22 protein-coding genes and 1 pseudogene are annotated in these 20,629 nt (G+C 45.3%); 4 read left to right on the top strand and 19 right to left on the bottom strand.

Annotation, left to right across the window (positions count from 1 at the left end):
- Positions 1–124: 124 nt before the first annotated feature.
- A complete protein-coding gene (leuS, locus tag A2F46_RS07885) occupies positions 125–2,761 on the top strand; it encodes a leucine--tRNA ligase (protein WP_066568930.1) in 2,637 nt (878 codons plus the stop codon).
- Between the two features lie 124 nt (positions 2,762–2,885).
- On the opposite strand, the gene A2F46_RS07880 is transcribed toward leuS, so the two are convergent.
- Positions 2,886–3,668: a (S)-acetoin forming diacetyl reductase gene (locus A2F46_RS07880; RefSeq protein ID WP_066568927.1), complete on the bottom strand. Its 783-nt coding sequence runs from the start codon at positions 3,666–3,668 to the stop codon at positions 2,886–2,888.
- A 286-nt stretch (positions 3,669–3,954) separates the two neighbouring features.
- Between A2F46_RS07880 and A2F46_RS07875 the strand changes: the two genes are divergently transcribed.
- A complete protein-coding gene (locus A2F46_RS07875) occupies positions 3,955–4,392 on the top strand; it encodes a GNAT family N-acetyltransferase (protein ID WP_304437937.1) in 438 nt (145 codons plus the stop codon).
- A gap of 158 nt (positions 4,393–4,550) precedes the next feature.
- On the opposite strand, the gene thrB is transcribed toward A2F46_RS07875, so the two are convergent.
- The 17 genes from thrB to A2F46_RS07785 all read right to left on the bottom strand — a co-directional run bounded on the left by thrB (position 4,551) and on the right by A2F46_RS07785 (position 16,754).
- Positions 4,551–5,489 carry a homoserine kinase gene (gene thrB / locus A2F46_RS07870; RefSeq protein WP_066568925.1) on the bottom strand — a complete coding sequence of 313 codons (939 nt, stop codon included), beginning with the start codon at positions 5,487–5,489 and terminating at the stop codon, positions 4,551–4,553.
- Positions 5,490–5,582: 93 nt separating this feature from the next.
- Positions 5,583–6,425, bottom strand: a complete 843-nt coding sequence (locus A2F46_RS07865) for a hypothetical protein (protein ID WP_066568923.1) — start codon at positions 6,423–6,425, stop codon at positions 5,583–5,585.
- 142 nt (positions 6,426–6,567) lie between these two features.
- Positions 6,568–7,521 (bottom strand): IS110 family transposase, encoded by a 954-nt coding sequence (locus tag A2F46_RS07860; protein ID WP_066568916.1) that lies wholly within the window; start codon positions 7,519–7,521, stop codon positions 6,568–6,570.
- 192 nt (positions 7,522–7,713) lie between these two features.
- The gene (locus A2F46_RS07855) at positions 7,714–8,862 is read right to left on the bottom strand and encodes a zonular occludens toxin domain-containing protein (RefSeq protein ID WP_066568915.1); all 1,149 of its coding nucleotides are present in this window, start codon (positions 8,860–8,862) and stop codon (positions 7,714–7,716) included.
- A complete protein-coding gene (locus A2F46_RS07850; RefSeq protein WP_066568914.1) occupies positions 8,862–9,143 on the bottom strand; it encodes a DUF2523 domain-containing protein in 282 nt (93 codons plus the stop codon). The genes A2F46_RS07855 and A2F46_RS07850 overlap by 1 nt, the downstream gene beginning before the upstream one ends.
- A 90-nt stretch (positions 9,144–9,233) precedes the next feature.
- A complete protein-coding gene (locus A2F46_RS07845; protein ID WP_082783630.1) occupies positions 9,234–10,577 on the bottom strand; it encodes an IgG-binding virulence factor TspB family protein in 1,344 nt (447 codons plus the stop codon).
- A complete protein-coding gene (locus A2F46_RS07835; RefSeq protein ID WP_066568901.1) occupies positions 10,528–10,818 on the bottom strand; it encodes a hypothetical protein in 291 nt (96 codons plus the stop codon). The genes A2F46_RS07845 and A2F46_RS07835 overlap by 50 nt, the downstream gene beginning before the upstream one ends.
- Before the next feature lie 109 nt (positions 10,819–10,927).
- A complete protein-coding gene (locus A2F46_RS07830) occupies positions 10,928–11,239 on the bottom strand; it encodes a hypothetical protein (protein ID WP_066568897.1) in 312 nt (103 codons plus the stop codon).
- 14 nt (positions 11,240–11,253) lie between these two features.
- Positions 11,254–11,508 carry a hypothetical protein gene (locus tag A2F46_RS07825; protein WP_066568895.1) on the bottom strand — a complete coding sequence of 85 codons (255 nt, stop codon included), beginning with the start codon at positions 11,506–11,508 and terminating at the stop codon, positions 11,254–11,256.
- Positions 11,509–11,679: 171 nt separating this feature from the next.
- Positions 11,680–11,883 carry a hypothetical protein gene (locus tag A2F46_RS07820; protein ID WP_066568894.1) on the bottom strand — a complete coding sequence of 68 codons (204 nt, stop codon included), beginning with the start codon at positions 11,881–11,883 and terminating at the stop codon, positions 11,680–11,682.
- A 3-nt stretch (positions 11,884–11,886) separates the two neighbouring features.
- The gene (locus tag A2F46_RS07815) at positions 11,887–12,204 is read right to left on the bottom strand and encodes a hypothetical protein (RefSeq protein WP_066568893.1); all 318 of its coding nucleotides are present in this window, start codon (positions 12,202–12,204) and stop codon (positions 11,887–11,889) included.
- Position 12,205: 1 nt separating this feature from the next.
- Positions 12,206–13,600: a replication initiation factor domain-containing protein gene (locus A2F46_RS07810; RefSeq protein ID WP_082783629.1), complete on the bottom strand. Its 1,395-nt coding sequence runs from the start codon at positions 13,598–13,600 to the stop codon at positions 12,206–12,208.
- Positions 13,600–13,821, bottom strand: coding sequence for a hypothetical protein (locus tag A2F46_RS07805; RefSeq protein WP_066568891.1), 222 nt, complete (start codon positions 13,819–13,821; stop codon positions 13,600–13,602). The genes A2F46_RS07810 and A2F46_RS07805 overlap by 1 nt, the downstream gene beginning before the upstream one ends.
- The gene (locus tag A2F46_RS07800; protein ID WP_066568889.1) at positions 13,818–14,030 is read right to left on the bottom strand and encodes a hypothetical protein; all 213 of its coding nucleotides are present in this window, start codon (positions 14,028–14,030) and stop codon (positions 13,818–13,820) included. The genes A2F46_RS07805 and A2F46_RS07800 overlap by 4 nt, the downstream gene beginning before the upstream one ends.
- A gap of 105 nt (positions 14,031–14,135) precedes the next feature.
- Entirely contained in the window at positions 14,136–14,516 is a 381-nt protein-coding gene (locus A2F46_RS07795; protein WP_197457611.1) for a lysozyme inhibitor LprI family protein, read from the bottom strand.
- 155 nt (positions 14,517–14,671) lie between these two features.
- Positions 14,672–15,787: an aspartate-semialdehyde dehydrogenase gene (gene asd / locus A2F46_RS07790; protein WP_066568884.1), complete on the bottom strand. Its 1,116-nt coding sequence runs from the start codon at positions 15,785–15,787 to the stop codon at positions 14,672–14,674.
- A gap of 334 nt (positions 15,788–16,121) precedes the next feature.
- Complete coding sequence (locus A2F46_RS07785) at positions 16,122–16,754, bottom strand: bifunctional 2-polyprenyl-6-hydroxyphenol methylase/3-demethylubiquinol 3-O-methyltransferase UbiG (RefSeq protein WP_197457610.1); 633 nt, start codon at positions 16,752–16,754, stop codon at positions 16,122–16,124.
- A gap of 182 nt (positions 16,755–16,936) precedes the next feature.
- Between A2F46_RS07785 and murJ the strand changes: the two are divergent.
- Positions 16,937–18,473: pseudogene (murJ, locus tag A2F46_RS07780) on the top strand (murein biosynthesis integral membrane protein MurJ).
- 422 nt (positions 18,474–18,895) lie between these two features.
- On the opposite strand, the gene A2F46_RS07775 reads toward murJ, so the two are convergent.
- Entirely contained in the window at positions 18,896–19,060 is a 165-nt protein-coding gene (locus A2F46_RS07775) for a rubredoxin (protein WP_066568882.1), read from the bottom strand.
- Positions 19,061–19,179: 119 nt separating this feature from the next.
- Between A2F46_RS07775 and A2F46_RS07770 the strand changes: the two genes are divergently transcribed.
- Positions 19,180–20,367 (top strand): benzoate/H(+) symporter BenE family transporter, encoded by a 1,188-nt coding sequence (locus tag A2F46_RS07770; RefSeq protein ID WP_066568880.1) that lies wholly within the window; start codon positions 19,180–19,182, stop codon positions 20,365–20,367.
- Positions 20,368–20,629 lie beyond the last annotated feature (262 nt).

The raw sequence follows: 20,629 nt of genomic DNA, 5'->3' as shown, positions 1-20,629 counted from the left end.
AGCCTCTCTATGGGCTTTCAGGCAGCCTTTGATCATGTTGCCTTGCCGAGATGCGCCGTAGGGTTAGGCAAGCTGATATAATGCAGGCTTATTTTATCTTTGACTCATATCTTTAGCCGCGCATATGCAAGAACACTACCAACCCGAACTCATTGAGCCCGCTGCCCAAGAGCGCTGGGATCGTGCCCATATATTTCATGGCCAAGATTTCAGCAATAAACCCAAATATTATTGTTTGTCTATGTTTCCCTATCCCTCTGGCAAATTCCACATGGGGCATGTGCGTAATTACGCTATAGGGGATGCACTCAGTCGCTATCATTTACTCAATGGATACAATGTGATGCAGCCCATGGGCTGGGACGCATTTGGTTTGCCAGCTGAAAATGCGGCCATGAAGCACAAAGTGGCCCCAGCGCAGTGGACATATGACAACATTGCCTATATGCGCAAACAACTTAAAGTGTTGGGGTTTGCTATTGATTGGGATCGGGAAGTGGCAACCTGCACTCCTGAATATTATCGTTGGGAGCAATGGCTGTTTCTGCGGCTGTTTAAAAAAGGCATTATCTATAAGAAAAACGGCACCGTAAATTGGGATCCTGTGGATCAAACCGTATTGGCCAATGAACAGGTGGTGGATGGACGCGGCTGGCGCTCAGGTGCCATTGTCGAGAAGCGTGAAATCCCCATGTATTACTTTAAAATCACCGATTATGCAGAAGAGTTGTTGGCTGATTTGGATAAGTTGGATCACTGGCCAGAAAAAGTCAAAACCATGCAGCGCAATTGGATTGGTAAATCGCGCGGGATGCAGGTTCGGTTTGCACTCACACCTGAGAGCCAAGCTGGGTTAACGGGTGAATATGCGCAATATGTGCAGGTGTACACGACACGCCCAGACACGTTGATGGGGGCCACCTATATGGCGGTGGCGGCAGAACATCCGCTGGCCACAGCCGCTGCAGTAAATAACCCTGAATTGCAAGCTTTTATCGATGAGTGTCAATCTGGCTCTGTAGCGGAGGCCGATATGGCCACCATGGATAAAAAAGGCATGCCGACTGGACGCTATGCAATCAATCCCCTCAATGGCGAGATGCTGCCTGTCTGGGTTGCCAATTATGTATTGTGGGGTTATGGCGATGGCGCGGTGATGGCGGTACCGGCTCATGATGAACGCGATTTCGCGTTTGCCCAAAAATACCATTTACCGATGAAGCAAGTGGTGGCTTCTTTGTTGCCGGAGCAAGTATTTGATGCAACTGAATGGCAAGAGTGGTATGGCAGCAAAGAGCATGTGCAATGCGTGAATAGTGGTGAACTGGATGGGTTAAGTGTTCAGGCCGCCTTTGATAAAGTCGGCACCATCTTACAAAGCAAGCACGCAGGTTCGCCTAAAACACAATACCGCTTGCGTGATTGGGGCGTTTCCCGTCAACGCTATTGGGGCTGCCCGATTCCGATTGTGCATTGTGATGCATGTGGTGATGTGCCTGTGCCGGAAGACCAATTACCCATCAGGCTGCCTGAAAATGTGGTGCCTGACGGTGCAGGCTCGCCGCTGGCGAAAATGCCTGAATTTTATGAAGCCACTTGCCCCTGCTGTGGGAAGCCAGCAAGGCGAGAAACCGACACGATGGATACGTTTGTTGAATCCAGTTGGTATTTTGCACGCTATGCCTCGCCACATTGTGACACTGGCATGGTAGATCAGGCTGCTGGTTACTGGATGAATGTGGATCAGTACATTGGTGGGATTGAGCACGCTATTTTACATTTGTTGTATGCTCGCTTTTTCACTAAATTGATGCGCGATGAAGGCTTGTTGACTGTGAGTGAGCCATTTTCGCGGCTGCTTACCCAAGGCATGGTGGTGTGTGAAACTTATTACCGCGATGCGGCCAGTGGCAGTAAAGAATGGTATTCGCCACAAGAAGTGAATTTGCAGCGTGATGACAAAGGTCGCCCCATTTCTGCAACATTAAAGGCCGATGGTTTGCCGGTGGTGATTGGTGGCATTGAAAAAATGTCCAAATCCAAAAACAATGGGGTTGATCCTCAATCCATGATTGAGGCCTATGGTGCCGATACTGCTCGCTTATTTATGATGTTTGCTGCGCCACCAGAGCAATCGTTGGAGTGGTCGGATGCTGGTATTGAAGGTGCCCATCGTTTCTTGCGTCGGCTTTGGCGGACTGTTTATGATTTCTTGCAAAGTGGCGATGCTGCTACGGCGTTTTCAGGCAAGCAGGCGGATTTAGCACCTGCTTTAAAAGATTTACGTCGAAAACTTCATCAGACCATCGTTAAGGTGTCTGATGATTATGGTCGCAGGCAACAATTTAATACGGCGATTGCCGCTATTATGGAATTGCTAAACCAATATGACAAAACCGATTGTCAAGATGAAGTAGGGCGCGCAGTAGCGCAAGAAGTATTGGAGGCGTTATTGCGATTGCTGTGGCCGATTGCCCCTCATGCATGCGAGGCGCTATGGAATCATTTACAGCCCAAACAGGCTTTGTGGGATGCGGCGTGGCCCGAAGTTGATGATGCTGCGTTGGTGCAAGATGAGATCACCTTGGTGGTGCAGGTCAATGGTAAATTGCGTGGCAAAATCACTGTTGCGGCCGATGCTGCGAGTGGGGATATTGAAGCCGCAGCCCTTGCTGAACCGGGTGCGCAGCGGTTTATAGAAGGGAAGTCGCCACGTAAAATCATTGTGGTACCGGGTCGATTGGTGAATATTGTGGTTTGACTGCGGTGCAAAAAGGCAAAACGCAGGATTGATGTCCTGCGTTGCTGGTATTTAGGCATACCAGCATGCTTTGCGAGCTCATAAAAAAACCGGCGCAAATGCGCCGGTTTTGCCATTCTTCGATTTAATGGAATTGCATGCCGCCATCGACAATGATGGTCTGGCCCGTGATGTAGTTGGAATCACTGCCCGCCAAGAAAGCGACTGTAGCAGCCACATCTTCCGGTTCAGACAAACGACCTAAAGCAATGTCTTTGGCAAATTGTTGCATGCCCCATTCATCATCTTTACCTGCATTTTTGCCAACTTGATGCGCGATATCCATCATCATCGGTGTCTTAACAATTCCTGGTGCAAAAGCATTGACGGTAATGCCCTTGGCAGCCAAATCACGAGCGGCTACTTGAGTTACCCCACGTACGGCAAATTTGGTACCAGAATATAAGGCCAAATTGGGGTTACCCACCACACCCGCTTGAGAGGTGGCGTTGATGATTTTGCCACCGTGACCTCGTTTTTCAAATTGTTCTAATGCTGCCTGAATACCCCAAATGACGCCCGCCACATTGACGTGATAAACCTTATCAAACATTTCTGGCGTAATGGTGTCGATTGGCGTAGTCGGGCCTAAGCCGGCATTGTTGATGATGACATCAAAACCACCCAGTTGTTCTGCGGCATTGCGTACACCAGCAAACACATCATCCCGATCAGCCACATTCACTTTAACTGCGATGGCTTTGCCACCAGCCGCTTCAATGGCCTTAGCCACATTACTGGCATTGTCGACATTCAAATCGGCACAAGCGACGGCAAACCCGTCTTTGGCCAAACGTTTGGCGATGGCTTCGCCAATGCCTTGCCCCGCACCGGTGACAAAGGCGACTTTTTGGTTGACTTGAGACATAATGGACTCCTTCTGATGAAGTGATTTTGTGCCATCATTCAATGATGGCGGGTTAAAAATCATTCTATTTGAGAATAATTATAGTCTTTTCTGTTGACAGGGTTGTTAAAGTATTTGACCTAAAACAATAAACTACGCGCAACCTGATTTAAATATTTGTTAAAAATAGTTAATATTTAAAGGCATGGTTGCAGTTATCCCAATCGGGCTTGAGTTGGTCATACAGGAAGCACTGTCAGATGAGGCTGAGTTTGCATGCAATCATTTCGATATTATAGGGGTGGATTTGGATATTAGTGCAGTGGTGCGTAAGGCAACCGTGAACGATATGCCTGCCGTGGCGGCTATTTTTAATGACGCAGTACGAAATAGCTTGGCTATTTGGCAGGAAAACGAAGTGGATGTGGCTGAGCGTTGTGCTTGGCTGGCCGCGCGTGAACTGGCTGGGTTTCCGGTGTTGGTGGCAGTGGGGGTGGCTGGAGCGGTGCTGGGCTATGCCAGTTATGGTGATTTTCGCGCTTATCCTGGGTATCGTTATACAGTGGAACATTCGGTGTATGTGTCGCGGGAGGCCCGAGGCAAGGGGATTGGTCGCGCTTTATTGTCGGCGTTGCTGGTGTATGCCCAAGATCGGGATGTGCGCATGATGGTAGCGGCCATTGAAGCAGGGAATGTTGCTTCGATTCGCCTGCATGAACAATTGGGCTTTGTGCACTCAGGCTGATGCCAAATGTGGGTTATAAATTTGGCCAATGGCTGGATCTAATCTGGATGCAGAAAGACTTGCATCCTGCTAAAAGCGACACACACATGAAGGCGTAGGTCATTGTCTTTCATGTTTTCAGGCAGCTCTAATCGGGTTGCCTGAAATGTTAGTGATGATCAACCGACGATATTTTGTTCCCCGTGTAAATCCAGCAGCAAATCCCTAAACGCATTGGGGTCTTTGATGAAGGTAATTTCACCAGCTTGAGGGAAGTGATAATCCAATAGCCGCGACACCCAAAATCGGATGCAGCCTGCACGCTGGGCAATCGGGAAGTAGGCCATCTCGTCTGCGCCGATGGTGCGCACATTTTTGTAGCCTTGAATCAATGCGTTTTTGAGTATGGGATTCAGGTGATTGTCGGCCTGACGAGCCCAGTCATTCACGGCAATGGCCAAGTCATACATAAAATTGCCATTGCAAGCGTAGTAAAAATCAATAAATCCAGCTACCGCATCGCCATCAAGCAAAACATTGTCTTTAAATAAATCGGCATGGATGATGCCGCTTGGCAGGCCGTCGTGCGGTTCAGCGGCCAAAAATGCCATTTCGTCGGTGAGTAGCTGTGCGTCGTGTTCATCCAGTAGGGGCAGTAATTGTTGGGCGGCATCTTGCCACCACGCGCTGCCACGGGGATTGGGCATGGTGAGCGAAAAATCGGCTCCGGCCAAATGCATTTTGGCCAACATCGCACCAGTACTGAAACATTGAGCGGCGGAAGGTGCACTGGTGTCGCGGCCATTCAAGCAAGTCACCAAACATGCCGGCTTGCCCAGTAAGGTACTGTCGAGACGGCCATCAGCGCGAGCAATCGGGCTGGGGCAGGCCACACCACGGAGGCTTAAATGTTGTTTTAATGCCAAGAAGAAGGGCAGTTCTTCTTGTTGTAAAACTTCAAATACCGTTAACACATAACGGCCTTGGGTGGTGGTGACAAAGTAGTTGCTGTTGGTGATGCCTTGGGCGATGCCTTGCAAAGAAACGAAACGACCAATACGGTAATCTTCTAGGAAAACACGCATGTCATCATCACTAACACGGGTATAAACAGACATATGGCAGGCCGATGAAAAAACACCGATATGATACCAAATCCTGCGGCTTCAGGTGGGATGGATGGCGAAATTTGGCTGGGGTTGAGTCATCGGTTATTCATCATCAGCATGGCAGCACGGTATACGCTGCCAGTGGTTATTTTCGATGCGGAATAAACCTTCTTGAAAATGGATTTGCTGCTTATGTGGATAACGGGTTGGGTAGCCTGACATGAGGCTAAATTGTTTATTTTGCTCGAATTGCCGTGTACTCGGCTGATACAGATAATAACGGTATTGGGGGTCGCCTACTTTCGTCCCCATGTGCATGACCAAATCAAAGTAGCCATCATAGTTTACGTCCATGTAATCCACCATGTAGCCCTGTGCGGTGAAGCCTTTTAATTGCTGGATAGTGCGGTTTGTTTTTTGATCAATGACATCAATCTGGGTAATGTAATTTTGATGCCAATCTTTGTCTTGGAAACCATAGAACACAAAACGCAATAATGGCCTATTACGTACGAGAATGGCGGGTGAAAAAAGAATGTCTTGTTTGGTTTGTGCGCCCACGTCTTCTATGCTGGCGTTGAACGTATTGGTTTGGACATCAAGGCTGCCTGAAAGACGGTATTCGGGCGGTGCATTTAAACCAAATTCAGGATTAAATGATGCTAACGCAAGGTTTTTGCCCTTTTGATAACCTTCAATACCGCGGCTATTTTTGTGTTTGAGGAAAAACAAGTTGCCGTTGGGGTCCCATACGCCGGTGCGCAGGGTAAGAAAATATTGGCCGTCTTCAGAGCGCCAATCCCGCCATACATTAACTATGGGTGCTGGCGCTAGGCGCGTGCTCGGTGGCGAGGCGGCGGCCCAGGTTTTGTGATGTGCGAACAGGACAGAGCTGGATCCCACAATCAATATCAATAAAGCATGCGAGACACGCAGCCACATCATGCATTTGCTCCTTTATTACTTGTCAGAAAGAAGATAGTGTAATGGCGCGTCAAGGATTTTTTAACAATAATTGACCTTTGCCCCTAGACGATGGTTTTAAAGGTGCCTATGGACATTATTGTGCAACTACAAACGGGTTTAGCTATGCCCGTTTAAAGTCAGTTTGATTTTTGTAAATTGTGAACGCATAGACGGCCAACTTGCGCATGATTGCTGTGATAATCACCATAGTTGGTTTGTTTTTTAGTTTAAGCCTAGCAATTAATTCAGGATACAAGTTGTGCGAATAAGCAACCATTGCTGGCATGTATAGAGCAGTTCGCAAATCTGATTTACCGACCTTGGAAATGCGCATCTTCCCATTAACTGAAGTACCCGACTGGTGCGCTTGTGGATTCAAGCCAAGGTATGCAACAAGCTGACTTGCTTTTGTGAACTGCTGACTACCCAAAAGCACAGATAAAAGCACGGCTGCTGATGTTTTACCGATACCAGGCACAGTTTCTAAGCGCTTTCGTTGTTTCTTAAATTCAGGATACTGATTAAAAAAATCATTAAGCAGTAATTCAACTTCAGCTATTTGCTGCTGAAAATGAGCAATATTGCACTCAATAACGTAGCTTAATGATTTAGGTGTTTCAATCAACTTGGTTTGTTCAGATGCCTTTTGTCGCTTTAAACGAACAAGTAAACGCATGATATTGCGAAGCTCAATAATAGAATGGGATTCTGGATACCAACGCCGAGGCATCATGATTTGACAATATTGTGCAATTGTCTTTGCATCTTGCTTATCAGTCTTATTTCTCACCATTATTGCTTTGCTGAAATGCTTAATTTTAGATGGATTCTCAACAGAAACAACAAAACCTTTTTCATGTAGAAAAGTGGCTAAACTTTGCCAATACGCGCCTGTTGCTTCCATACAAACATGAATCTGGCCAACATCATTCATTAACAAAGTTTTCGTTATCCAAGTGGCCACTAGCAAAAAACCTTGTTTATTATTATCAAACTTGCTGAAAAATTCCCCTTTATCAGTAATCAAATGGCAGTCAAATGTGCACTTACTAATATCAATCCCAAGGTAATGCATTGTTTTAACCTTATATACGAAATCAGACTGGCTGTTTCTAGATAGTGTTCAAATTTAGGATAGAAAAAACCGCTGTCTCTATCTTCTTTCCAGCTTTAAAAGCTAGGCTGCACTTTCGAGATCAGCGGCTTTGGTGTGAATAGCTAATTCCCACCCCAAAGCATTCAGATTTAAATGCTTTAAGTTGGAAATTTAATTTGCAGTTCCAGGCGCATAAGTTGAGGGCATAAGATTATTGTCTGGCGCTTTGCTATCCAAACGTGTGACCTGGGAATCTTGAGAACCAGATTGACTAACTTTACTTGTATTTTGAGACTGTGGATTAGATTCACGAAATGGGTCAAACGGCAAACCATTAGCAGCATACTCAATACACTTTGAGTTGGTAACTTCTTTTAAAGGCGTAGCTTGGTCGCTATAACACGTACAGCCACTCTTACCACCTTTGATGCACGCTGCTATACGTTCATATGATTTAACAACCCTAACACTGTTATAAAGTGGTTTTGATTGTGGCTGACCTTCCATTGTTGGCTCATACATTTCTGCAGTTAATGGTTGCGCCTGAGCTGGCTGTGGCGTTGGCAGCGTGCCACTGGCGACACTTTGAACCATATCACCTGTAACAATGTTGCTGTTTTGTTTTGTGTGCACTTGAGCAGATTGTGTAGGCGCCGCCTTTGCTTGAAAGCCTTTATAAATTTTATAGCCCATAAATCCAATCAAGCAGAGTAAAAGAGGCAAAACAATAAGCATGACGCCAATCACATAAAACCAGTTTGACCTTTTACGCTCGCCAGCAATATGCGCTTCAGCTGATTTATACAGCTCAAACACATTTTCATTGATTTTATGTGTCGATGAAATCGCATCCTTGGCTTGCCCCAACGGATTATTGGCACAATAAGCCCACTCAAGGCGTGTTAAACCGCCCATTTTGTTAGCTGCAACATGAATATGACGATTAACTGTTTCACGCAAGTTAACATCAATAATCTTAGTACCCTGCGTAATAAAAAACATATCAATCGCATAATGGCCGTGAACATTCAAAAACAAAACGTTATCGCTCATTTTTGCGCCGTTCGCCCGACTTGGAAAAAGGTTCTGCACTTCATCATAAGCAACAATGGCACCTTTATTTTCAGGCCACTTAAGCCAAACATGCATATCTTCCCAAGAATGACCCTCTGGCGGCTGCTCATGCGGTAGTAAAAGCCCATTGATATTTGAGAACAGCTTGCGGCCTTTATAACGCGCATCATTTGCCAGCAAATCGACGACAAAAGCAGTCTTACCAATGCGCGGTTTACCTGTTACCAATACAATTTCAACGGCCATTATTTACGCCCCAGTACTGTTGTTAATTTAGACATGCCTTTGAACGTCACGATAAAAGTCATCATGCCAAACAAAATGTTTAAAACCACACCGCCACCGGACATGTAAAACAGTTGCAACATTGCTTCGGGAATCAATGAAACCCATTCTTGAATCTTGTCTTTGAACTGACCAATCAACACGTCAAAGCCAACATAAGTAATCGCAGTAAGACCAAATGCAGCCACAATGCGACCCACTACAGTCATAAAAAACGGTAATAAAGCGGCTAGAAATTTCATTACACCCCCAGAAAATCAGACAAGCGGGAGCACCCGCACCCCTAGACACTTATTTCACGTACACGCACGCGTGCACATAAAATAAGCGCCTCATAACTCAGAATTAATGGTTTTAATCACGAAGAAAGCAGCGACCAGCCAACCAATTAAAATAATCCAACCACGCAGCTTTTCAGCAACAAAACAAACAGGTTCAACGCTAATTGTGTACGTCGCATCAAATGCTTGAAATGTAGGGCCTTGAGGGCAAACGCCATCGGTCGGAAAAATGCTGGCAGGCGTAAAATTTAGATTGACTTCTTCTTTGGGAATAACAAGATCAACGTCACTTGCAGAATCAGGTTGTTTGTCGCAGGCCATGACGTCTGGATTTTGAACACAGAAATCAGTTGATGAAGCATCTTTTGGTTTATCGTCATCATCGTTTGTTGTTTCAGTGTCTTCAGTGACGGTTTGAACCGTTTCGTCACCGTCATAATTGTTTATTGTTGTATAAACATTCGTGACGTTATTGTTTGTTGTGAATTTATAATTGCGCTGTTCTGCCTGGCCGGTGACTGGGTTGCGATATGGGACTGACTGGGCTGTAGTGCCAGTTGGAACAGTTGTTAATACGGTAGCACCGTCGGGCAGTGAATTTGCTGATGGTTTAGAGGCATTAACAAATGGTGACGGGTCAGCAGCAGAATCAAGAACAGGGCCGATGATTGCATCGAATTGCTCTTGTGTTAGTTCAGAAGTACCAGAGCCAGGGAAAATATTTAAAGAAGTAAGATTGCGTACATCGCCATCTTTGATATATGAAGCATACCAATATTGCCAGCCGGGTTTATTAATAGAATCAAACTTATAACCAATCCAACCAATAGAATCAGGGACAAAGGTACTTGCAAAAGCAGTGTATTGAGACTGAATAGATTCAATAGAATTAGAATAAACAACAATATCAGGTTGTTCGAAAGCTCGATATTTACCGACATAAGAATATTTAATGCCAAAACCTTCGCATTTTTCTTGTGCGCCAGCTTGGCACTGTAAATCCTTCATCCATTCATAACCTTTGTCAGCAAGGTAGGGCAAAACTAAACCAGCAGCAACACCACCCCAACCGCCGCCAAGTTTCTTGAACTTCTTCGCATTTTTTAAAAGACCCTGAAGGACATTTGAACGCGGCACTGTAATACGATTATCGACAGGTAAATTTCCCTTACCCCGAACAGAGAAACCATCCATAGCTTCTCGGAATTGAGTATTAAACCTTTGTGATTCAGAAACGTAATGCGAACCCTTCTCATATTGATAACGTGCAGGATCCATAGTTTTTGTAACGCTATCTTTAACAGAAATATTAGAACCGCGAATTTCCGCATCAGCGCAAGCTATACTAGAGCAAATCAATAGTATCGATAAAAATAGACTGCGGGTGATAAACATGACATTTTTTCACTTTGAAATCAAATATCAAAGTTGAGTTGTCAGGAAAAAGAATTTCTAAACGCCGCTGATTAGGGTCAAACCGATTAAAAAAATTGTAAAAAAGATTCGGATTGAGTTTTTCAGCAACTAAAAAATTCTTTCTCTTCATTTCACGATAAAAAATAACAGCATAAGGTAAATCCTTATATATAAAACTTGTCATTTTCATCTGATACAACTCAGCTTCACTAATAAGCATCTTGAATTCCTTTTGTGAACGTTCGTAAACACAAGGAATTTAACATGCTAATCAACGAAACAAAAGACAGCAGACCAGCATTGCACCAAAGCCATACAACAACCAAAAATCAATCATCACCACTCCCGCCAATTTCGCCCAATGTTTCAATCAGCTTTTTTGCAGCCTTGAAAAAGAAAACAATCATAAAAAGACCAAGAATCGGTGCACCGATAATAAAACCTTGGGTAATTTGTTCAGCTTGACTACATTCAGGAAAACTCAATTCAATAACTTGCCCATTTAATTCCCAAGAATGGCCATTTTTTACAGGTCGTAAAATTTGACCGTCTTGGGATATGGTAGGGGGCAGTTGAGAAAGCATGTAATCATGCGCAGCTTCAGATGTTTCAAAACATTGCATACCTATGCGAAAACCCATATTGCCCCCAAGATTTAACGTGCGGTTTTAACCATGCCAAAGGCCATTCGGAAGCCTTGAATCAGCACAACAACAGACAATACAGCCGCGCCAATCGCAGAAATCATAATTGCAAATTTTGCAATCTCAGTCGCAGCATTAGTGCCAATGTCAGAAATATCACCCACAGCGGCCATAGACATGGCAGACATAGCCGCAAGCCCCAAACCAGCGGCAGCTTGCTGTACACGACGAGGCGCATATTTTTTAGCAGCGTTCATCAGTTTCATAACGTTTCCTTTAAGTAAGAGGGCGGCTAAGAGAAGGTAATCAGGCCGCCGCCCCATGAGCCTGAATTTTGTCAGCCGAAAACAAAAACCGTGGCAGTACCCAAAATAACTAAAAAGAAGATCAAAAAACCTAAACTTATTTTCATGCTCAATGGCATTTTGTTTTGCATATTAGAAATCTCCAGTTTCAAAAAATGCAGTTACAGAAAACTGCCCCCCGCACTCTTCTATACCCGCTTGAAAAGCGTCTTCACGAGTGTCATACCGTCCAGCGCTTTTTAGGTAAGGCGTCTGGCCAATATCACCGTTAGGGTCAGGACACAGAAACTCAAAAGTGTCCAAATCCTGAACAATAAAGCGCTGAACGTAATCCATTATTTAACCCTTTGCAGTCGGCAACTTCACATCTTTCAAAATGGAAGTTTGTTTACCAGCGCCATTTGTGGTGCGCTCAAAAAGTACATCAGCATTTGTTGGAAATTGAACGCCGTTAAAACGACCGAAATTGATTGACGAACCAAACTTGATTTTGGCAACACCAAAACCAGTTGCATTACCTGTTTCGTCATTGAATTTGGTTGCAATAAATACCGTGCAGGTATCAATTTTTGAACCTTCAATTTCGCCTTGAAATTTAGTAACGCCCATAATGATGGCGCGCTCATAAGCTGGCTGGCTGATACTGTTGAAATCCATTTCAAAACCCTTTCACTATTGTATTGTTTAAATTTCTGCTAATTTCTTCGGCTTCTTCAGCCATTTCTTGCCTTACTTCAAAATCAGTTTTATCGACTGGAAAAAAACGCCGCCTATGGTCAAAATTAGGGGACAAAGATGGTAGGTTGACCATGCCAAAATCATCTTCAAGAGGGGCAATGTATTCATGTAAATAAACCTCTTGCGCTTTATCAGCATCATATTGTTCAGGCATCAATCCATTTGGATATTTACCGTCATCAGCTTTGAGCATTTGGCAAATTTCGTCAGGTGCTTTGCCTATATCTAAAAGAAAATTCATCAAACGCCCGACTTGGTTTTTCGCGTGAAAAATACGTTGGTCAAAAGTCAAATTCACGGTTTGGCTTTTGGTTTCAATGCGCTGAACAGCGCAGTCAAAGATAGAAGCACCGATAGGATATGCACCTGTTAAAAATTCGCCTGGCTTTTGCAAAATAGCCAATGGAACGTGATGGGTTTTAGTAGCGCGGAACTCAGTTTCAAAACGAACCCACTTAGAATCTTTATCCCCAAATGCCCGCCCTTTTTCATAAATTCGGGTGAATTTGGCATTACCACGACGGCCGACATAGAAAGTTTTGCCCGTGAAATCTTCTTCACGCCAAGCAGCACCCACACATTCAGACTTTGGACGCATATTCTTACAGTCAAATAAACCATGATCATGATCGACCATTGCGCGCTCAGGGCTGTATTCACCATTAAAAAAATCGTGAGCAACATCAACGCGAGTAATGTTTGGACGAATTGCAAGTTTGAGAAAAGCATAAAGACGAGATTCCCAACCTTCTTTAGCAGCTTGACAACCCGTGCCATTCAGCTCAATGAGAATTGTGTCACGTTGACCACCATAATGAAGTTTTCCGTACTCAATACCAGACGGGCCTAAGTGATAGCATGAGTCATAGAAAAACTTGCCCTTAAACGGCAAACGCTCGGTGACACCGAACCCGAAAATCGCCATCAAGATTTCACTGTAAGCACAAATAAAGTCAGTATCGGATATCAGCGGATAACCGAGATGTTTTGTCAATGTGGTTTCATGAATTGTGAACGTTAACTGGTCAATGAGTGCTGCATCAGATAAACCACGACGCAAGGGAATTTCAATCAAACGCCCCTTATCGTCAGTTACCGTGGTTTTGAAATATTCATATTTCTTAATTTCTTCAGCAGCAAATAGCGAAAATAATTTTTCGTCCGTACCCTTTGAGCTAAGGGGTGTATTTTCGTCCCCCCCTGTTAGCCTAGGGGGGGCATCAACAGCCGCGCCAGTATCGCGCGTCGTCGCAAGCTCCGCCGCGCTTCCTGTCGCGGCTGTTGATTTTTGAAGTTTCAGCGAGTTGATAGACATTACGCTTTACGCCCAAAGTGAATTGAGCACTTGCCATAGCGCAAGAAATAACGAATAGCAGCGTCTTTTTGACTTGACTCTTCAGGGCGGAAGAAACGCGTTTCGTGATCAATACCACGGATTGAAAAAACAGCTTGAATACTGGTACCCAAACGACTAACGACAACTTTACGATCTTGAGTTTCAATACGTTCAATGAATTGGGGCTGAAATAGATTCATCGTTGCCCCACTGATTCATCATAAAATGGAAAGTTAGTCAGTTTTGATAACTCACGAAGTTCATGACGAGCGCCATTTAAAGACTTAGCAACGATAATTTGATTAGAATGAACAGAATTAATAGGGTGACGCGTTAAGAAATAAGCAGCAGAAAAACCACCAACTTGGCCATCACGCAAAACAAAACATGGATATTCACGAACAAACATAAAAAGCCCCTTCTCTTGGCAAAAGGGGCTTTTGTGTTCACCCCTTAGATGGGGTGCAATATATAAGGGCTGCCTGAAAAATTCGGCAGCCTAAAAATGTAGACATCAGTGATCGAGCATACTGGTCTTGCAGCCCACAGCCTGGCACTCACGCAGGCGTTCACGTAACCAGTGGTTGCGTTCTTGTGTTTGGCGCAGGCGGCAGTCCACATTCACGCTTTGGCTGCTTTCGTCACTGGTATCGCATTGTGTGTCGCGTTGCCGTATCCAACGGATTTGAGAGCGTTTCAGCAGGTTTTTTTGATTGGCGTTCAGTTTTTTTTGCAATCGCTGGTAATTTTGATTCAGTTCCGCATCGGCATTGGCATAGATTTTATTGGTGCAGTAAATGTCGTCAAAAGTGTTACGAGTGCGGTCACAATTGTCAGCCCAAGCCAATACGGGCAAAGCACACAAAACCGCGAATAAATATTTGGTGCGCATCATGATTTCCTTATGATTTTGTTGATTAAAGTGTCGTCATCAAAAGCTGAAAGCAGATTGGGTGAAACGGGGTGAAATGTCAACGGAAATTTAGTGCAGAAAAATCAAACAAGCCCAGCATGCGCTGGGCTTGGATAGTCAATAAAATGGCTGGGCCGTTACAGGGTTTTGAGGACAATACGCAAAATACGACGAATTGGTTCTGCTGCACCCCACAACAACTGATCACCGACAGTGAATGCACTGATGTATTCACCACCCATGCCCATTTTGCGAATGCGACCAACGGGCACTGTTAAGGTGCCCGTTACGGCTGCGGGCGTCAGGTTGGCAACCGAAGCGGCTTTTTCGTTGGGTACCACTTTGACCCAATCGTTGGCATTGGCCAATAATTGCTCAATTTCGGCCACGGGCAAATCTTGCTTCAGTTTTAAAGTCAGAGCCTGGCTGTGGCAACGCATGGCGCCCACACGCACGCACAAACCATCAACCACGATGGGGTTGTCGCTGCGGCCCAGAATTTTATTGGTTTCCACGCCGCCTTTCCACTCTTCTTTTGACTGACCATTACCCAAATCGGCATCGATCCAAGGAATCAGGCTACCCGCCAATGGCGCGCCAAATTGCGCTTTTGGGTAGTCGTTACTGCGCAGGAAATCCGATACTTTACGGTCAATATCCAAAATGGCGCTGGCTGGATCAGCCAATTCAACATCAACTTGTTTCTCAATGGCGCCCATTGCTGTAATCAGCTCGCGCATGTTTTTGGCGCCGGCGCCGGAGGCTGCCTGGTAAGTCATGCTCGTGGTCCATTCCACCAAATCATTGGCAAACAGGCCATCTAACGCCATGAGCATGAGCGATACGGTACAATTGCCACCAATGAAATCTTTGGTGCCATTGGCTAAAGCGGTATCGATAACATCACGGTTGACTGGGTCCAATACAATGACCGATTGCTCAGTCATGCGCAAAGTGGAGGCAGCATCAATCCAATAGCCTGTCCAACCACGATGACGCAGCGGCTGATAAACCGCTTTGGTATAGTCACCTCCTTGGCAAGTCACGATGACATCCATATCAGCTAAGGCATCGATGTCATTGGCATCCAATAAGGTTTTCGCAGCTTGCCCGAAATTAGGCGCTTCTTTACCGGCAGCGGAGGTGGTAAAGAAAAATGCTTCAGGAATGTGTTGGAAGTCTTTTTCTGCTTGCATGCGCTGCATCAAGACCGAACCCACCATGCCGCGCCAGCCTACAAAACCTACTTTCACGTGATGCTCCTTAAACTAATATATTGAGTACTTGTTGTTTTTGAGAGAAGTCTGTCTTTTTAACGCGCGTAGGTTGGCTTGTAAACCCTTTTTGATTGAAATTGAACCGGCAGAGCAAAATTCCGACAAAATCAACATGAAGAGTCGAAATAAAATCACGCTTGATTTTGCACACAGACTACTTGACACCAACCATCATTAGGGACGTTATTCGTGCTATGTGGGGCTATTGAGCGGCTTTTTTTTGGCGCTAAGAATTAAAAAAGGTGGTCTCATACAGTGCATTGCTAGTGCAGGGCGAGATTTAATGGCGTCAATGGATGGCTGTGGTTCTTTATAATGCATGGAGGGTAAATCCAGACTCGATGAGAGTCGATACGTAGGTTTGTGTGGTGCGGTGGTATTTCACGACATCATCCACAAACCATTGGGTATGGCGTATGGATTCATCTTGGTAATCTCGCACGGGCCAAAAAGAAGTGTCTGCTTCAGTGTGCCAGCCAATCGGCCAAGCCGTACACATTGGGTGTTCAACACTGAACACAAAAGAGCCGTCGTTTTGTAAGCAGTCAAAAATTTTGCCGCAAATTTTTTGAAAGTCTTGAATATAGTGAAACGCAAGGGAAGATACCACCAGCTGATAGCGGTTGTGCGCAAAAGGAAAATCTTCTATGGCGCTGTGCACGTAATGAATGTGTGCATCATGAGTGCGTTGTCTGGCCTGCGTCAGCATCTTTTGCGAAATTTCAACCCCAGTAACGGATTTCGCTCCTTGAATTCGGGCAAAGCGGGCAAAATCACCAAATCCACAACCCAGATCCAAAATATCAATGTCCATTAATTTGGGCAGCAATGCCCGCAACGACGGCATTTCTAAGGCCGCATTGAGACCAGTGTCGTGATCACGAAGATTTTTATATTGTTCAAAAAACACAGGGTTGTCGTAAATACTTTGGGGTGGATTCATGGTGGTACATATGGGGTCAGAAGCGTGTCGGTATGTTACTCCTCAGGCTGGATACAGGCCAAAAGGTTGCCTGAAAATAGGGGCAGTCCTTTGGTTTGGCTGGTTATTTTTGTTTCTGATGCATGGCATGCCTCGTTGTTCGGGTGTACACTCGCGCCTTTGTTGCGGTTTCGGTGTGGTTTATGAATTTACTTCGCACGTTGGCTAAGGTCAGTAGCATGACCATGTTTTCGCGCGTTCTTGGGTTTGTGCGGGACACCATTATTGCACGCACCTTTGGCGCGGGCATGGCCACAGATGCTTTTTTTGTGGCGTTTAAACTGCCTAATTTATTGCGGCGTATTTTTGCAGAGGGTGCGTTTGCTCAAGCGTTTGTGCCTATATTGGCCGAATTTAAACAAACTCGCTCACAAGAAGCCACCCGCGACTTTATTCAGCATGTGGCAGGGTTGTTGTCATTTATTTTATTGATTGTTACCGCCATTGGCATCTTGGCGGCGCCGTGGGTAATTTATATTTCTGCCCCTGGATTCACAGCCAATCCAGATAAATTTGCGCTGTCGGTGCAATTGTTGCGTATTACCTTCCCTTATATATTTTTGATTTCTCTGTCTTCTCTGGTGGGCAGTATTCTGAATACATACCACCAGTTTTCCGTACCTGCCTTTACGCCCACGTTTTTAAATATTGCATTTATTGTGTTTGCTTTGTGGCTAGCACCTTATTTCCATCCTCCAGTGATGGCCTTAGCTTGGGCTGTATTTGCGGGCGGTGTATTGCAATTGGGTTATCAATTGCCATATTTGTTTAAATTGGGTTTTTAAAAAGCCCAAATTGGATTTTCAGTATGCGGCCGTCAATCGAGTACTCAAGCAGATGGGACCGGCTATCTTGGGCGTTTCGGTGGCGCAAGTGTCTTTAGTCATTAATACGATTTTCGCCTCTTTCTTGCAATCGGGTTCGGTGTCGTGGATGTATTACGCCGATCGACTGATGGAATTGCCTACGGGCGTTTTAGGGGTGGCTTTGGGCACTATTTTGCTACCCACGCTATCCAAATACTCTGCCAGCCAAAATGCCGAAGGATTTTCTGCTTTGCTGGATTGGGGCTTGCGTTTGTGTATGCTGCTGACTTTGCCCGCCGCAGTGGGGCTGGGTGTATTGTCTTTCCCTCTCGTGGCCACATTGTTTATGTACCGTGAATTTACCATGCATGATGCGTTAATGACGCAGGGTGCATTGGTGGCTTACGCGGTGGGATTGATTGGTTTGATTCTGATTAAGGTGTTGGCCCCAGGATTTTATGCGCGACAAAACATCAAAACACCGGTGAAAGTGGCGATTTTCACTTTGGTGATGACGCAATTAATGAATTTGGCTTTCGTGTGGAAATTGCAGCACGTGGGCTTGGCTTTGGCCATTGGTTTGGGTGCTTGCCTGAATGCGGGCTTGTTGTATGTGCTGTTGCGCCGCCAAAAATTATATGTTCCCAATCCAGGATGGGCACACTTTTTACTGAAGTTGGCGGTGGCCTTGGTGGTGATGGGGGGCGGTTTATGGATGGCACAGCAATGGCTGCCTTTTAATTGGCAGACACATGGCATGTCGAAAGTGGCGCAATTGTCGGGTCTGATTGTGCTGGGGGTGGTGCTGTACTTTGGTGCTTTATTGGCGTTGGGTTTCCGTGCGCGGGATTTTCGCCGCTCCGAAGTAGACTAATGACATAGCCAATAGTCGAATGCAGACATGACGTTAGGGCATTTTATTTGTCTGTACCTGAGTAGATGCCGATGATGGGATTGGCAACCTCTACCCCTGAAACATTGCATGAAATAGCATATTGATTGAGAAGCCTGTTTGTGATGTTCCGATAATCACACATAGGCAGGTTTTTTTGTATAAAGCTGTTTATCGGGTATCAGATAGTGCGGGTGATTTTCGGGTGAAATTGGTGTGTTGCTGGATTAAAACGTTGGGTTTGATTCGTTAAACTACTGGCGCGCGCATGATAAAACGAGCTGCTTCTTGGGTAAAGCATGGGTGGCTTTTTAAAACGCGCTATTGTGTTCGACTAAGAAACTGATTTTGGGTGATTATTTTTGCTACCGAAACACTGCATCTTGTTGCTAAGGTTGCTTGAATTAAATTTCCATCATTTCAAAATCTTCCTTACGCGCGCCACAATCGGGGCAAGTCCAGTTGGGCGGAACATCTGCCCATTTTGTGCCCGGTGCGATGTTGTCTTCTGGGTAACCACAGGCTTCATCATAAATGAACCCGCAAATCAGACACATATATGTTTTCATAATTATCCTTTCGGTTTTTGTAAATAGACAGAGTTTCATTCTGTTGCCTACAATACGCCACTAATTGTACGCGATTTGCGCACCGCTTTCTTCTTACGCCCAACCACATTGCTACTACCATGACTTCTCCACAACTTGATACTGGGTTACTGCGTTATTTTTCCACCTCCCACCTAGCGGCCGCTATTGCAGCGCTGCTGGTGTCGTATGGGTCCAGTGCGGTGATTGTGTTTCAGGCAGCCCAAGCATTCGGCAGCAGTGCTGAGCAGATCAATTCTTGGTTTACCGCATTGGGTTTGGGGTGCGGGTTGCTGACCTTATTGCTGTCTTGGCATTATAAAGAGCCGATTATGGTGGTTTGGAGCACACCAGGTGCAGCGTTGATGGTCAGCATGCAAGGCGTGCCTTTGGGGCAAGCAGTGGGCGCCTTTTTGTTTGCTGCTGCCTTGATGTTGCTGGTATCGGCCACGGGATTTTTTGCTAGGTTGGTGGCCATGATTCCGAAAACGTTGGCCTCAGCGATGTTGGCAGGCATCCTCATTCGCTTTGGTAGTCAGGTATTCTTATCCATGCAAACCCAAACGGTGCTGGTGTCGCTGATGCTGGCTACTTATTTGCTGAGCAAAATTCGGATGCCGCGATACAGCATTTTGTTGATGTTAGTAGTGGGTTTTGGGTATGCGGCACTAACCGGGCAATTACACACGGAAAATTTACATTGGCACGCGCCATCATTACAGTGGCTTGCGCCCGAATTTCATTTGGGGACCTTGATTAGCGTGGGGGTGCCACTGTTTATCGCCACGCTGGTGACTCAGAATGTTCCTGGCATTGCCATTATGCGCGCTTATCAATACCAAGCACCTGCGGCACCTTTGGTTAATGCCACCTCCATTGGAACGCTATTGTTGGCGCCATTTGGCGCGTTTATGATGAATGTTGCCGCCATTAGTGCAGCGATTACCATGGGGCGGGATGTAGACCCAAATCCTCGCAAGCGCTATTTGGCCAATATATGGTTGGCCTTATTCTATTTGGGCTTGGCTGCTTTAGGTGGGGTGGTGGTGTCGGTGTTCGCAGCCTTGCCCAATGAGTTACTCTGGGCTTTGGCGGGCATCGCGATTTTTGGCACCCTCTTGACCAATTTGGTGGCAGCTTGGGCCGAAGAAAAAACCCGAGAAGCCTCTATGGTTACCTTAATTGCCAGCGCATCTGGGATGACTTTGTTTGGCATTGGCAGCGCATTTTGGGGCCTACTGTTCGGATTGTGTGTTTACCATTTAAATCGGCGTTTTAATCGAGATTAGTAGATGGTGGACCACATAATTGCGGCCATCTATTGTGTAAATATCGGTTAACAATAGCCTCGGGCGTATCCATTACTGCTTGGATTTGAATTGTTTTCGGTTTGAAATTATTGTTGTCCTGAATTAATCATGATCTGTTTAATTCAAGCAAATGTGTTTAGATACAAATATCTAAGAAATTCAATGTAGTTTTGTTACTTGCAAAAGCAGGAGATACATACATATAAATGAGAATCAATATCATTATATGTTTGAAAACATT

Source organism: Snodgrassella sp. CFCC 13594, from assembly GCF_001590725.1.
Taxonomy (GTDB): domain Bacteria; phylum Pseudomonadota; class Gammaproteobacteria; order Burkholderiales; family Neisseriaceae; genus Snodgrassella.
This window is presented reverse-complemented; position numbering and strand designations above follow the sequence as displayed.

Excerpts from the sequence above, each read along its gene's own strand:
- leuS (WP_066568930.1), top strand. The coding sequence starts at position 125 with ATGCAAGAACACTACCAACCCGAACTCATTGAGCCCGCTGCCCAAGAG.
- A2F46_RS07880 (WP_066568927.1), bottom strand. The coding sequence starts at position 3,668 with ATGTCTCAAGTCAACCAAAAAGTCGCCTTTGTCACCGGTGCGGGGCAA.
- thrB (WP_066568925.1), bottom strand. The coding sequence starts at position 5,489 with ATGTCTGTTTATACCCGTGTTAGTGATGATGACATGCGTGTTTTCCTA.
- A2F46_RS07865 (WP_066568923.1), bottom strand. The coding sequence starts at position 6,425 with ATGATGTGGCTGCGTGTCTCGCATGCTTTATTGATATTGATTGTGGGA.
- A2F46_RS07860 (WP_066568916.1), bottom strand. The coding sequence starts at position 7,521 with ATGCATTACCTTGGGATTGATATTAGTAAGTGCACATTTGACTGCCAT.
- A2F46_RS07855 (WP_066568915.1), bottom strand. The coding sequence starts at position 8,862 with ATGGCCGTTGAAATTGTATTGGTAACAGGTAAACCGCGCATTGGTAAG.
- A2F46_RS07850 (WP_066568914.1), bottom strand. The coding sequence starts at position 9,143 with ATGAAATTTCTAGCCGCTTTATTACCGTTTTTTATGACTGTAGTGGGT.
- A2F46_RS07845 (WP_082783630.1), bottom strand. The coding sequence starts at position 10,577 with ATGTTTATCACCCGCAGTCTATTTTTATCGATACTATTGATTTGCTCT.
- A2F46_RS07835 (WP_066568901.1), bottom strand. The coding sequence starts at position 10,818 with ATGCTTATTAGTGAAGCTGAGTTGTATCAGATGAAAATGACAAGTTTT.
- A2F46_RS07830 (WP_066568897.1), bottom strand. The coding sequence starts at position 11,239 with ATGGGTTTTCGCATAGGTATGCAATGTTTTGAAACATCTGAAGCTGCG.
- A2F46_RS07825 (WP_066568895.1), bottom strand. The coding sequence starts at position 11,508 with ATGAAACTGATGAACGCTGCTAAAAAATATGCGCCTCGTCGTGTACAG.
- A2F46_RS07820 (WP_066568894.1), bottom strand. The coding sequence starts at position 11,883 with ATGGATTACGTTCAGCGCTTTATTGTTCAGGATTTGGACACTTTTGAG.
- A2F46_RS07815 (WP_066568893.1), bottom strand. The coding sequence starts at position 12,204 with ATGGATTTCAACAGTATCAGCCAGCCAGCTTATGAGCGCGCCATCATT.
- A2F46_RS07810 (WP_082783629.1), bottom strand. The coding sequence starts at position 13,600 with ATGTCTATCAACTCGCTGAAACTTCAAAAATCAACAGCCGCGACAGGA.
- A2F46_RS07805 (WP_066568891.1), bottom strand. The coding sequence starts at position 13,821 with ATGAATCTATTTCAGCCCCAATTCATTGAACGTATTGAAACTCAAGAT.
- A2F46_RS07800 (WP_066568889.1), bottom strand. The coding sequence starts at position 14,030 with ATGTTTGTTCGTGAATATCCATGTTTTGTTTTGCGTGATGGCCAAGTT.
- A2F46_RS07795 (WP_197457611.1), bottom strand. The coding sequence starts at position 14,516 with ATGATGCGCACCAAATATTTATTCGCGGTTTTGTGTGCTTTGCCCGTA.
- A2F46_RS07785 (WP_197457610.1), bottom strand. The coding sequence starts at position 16,754 with ATGAATCCACCCCAAAGTATTTACGACAACCCTGTGTTTTTTGAACAA.
- A2F46_RS07775 (WP_066568882.1), bottom strand. The coding sequence starts at position 19,060 with ATGAAAACATATATGTGTCTGATTTGCGGGTTCATTTATGATGAAGCC.
- A2F46_RS07770 (WP_066568880.1), top strand. The coding sequence starts at position 19,180 with ATGACTTCTCCACAACTTGATACTGGGTTACTGCGTTATTTTTCCACC.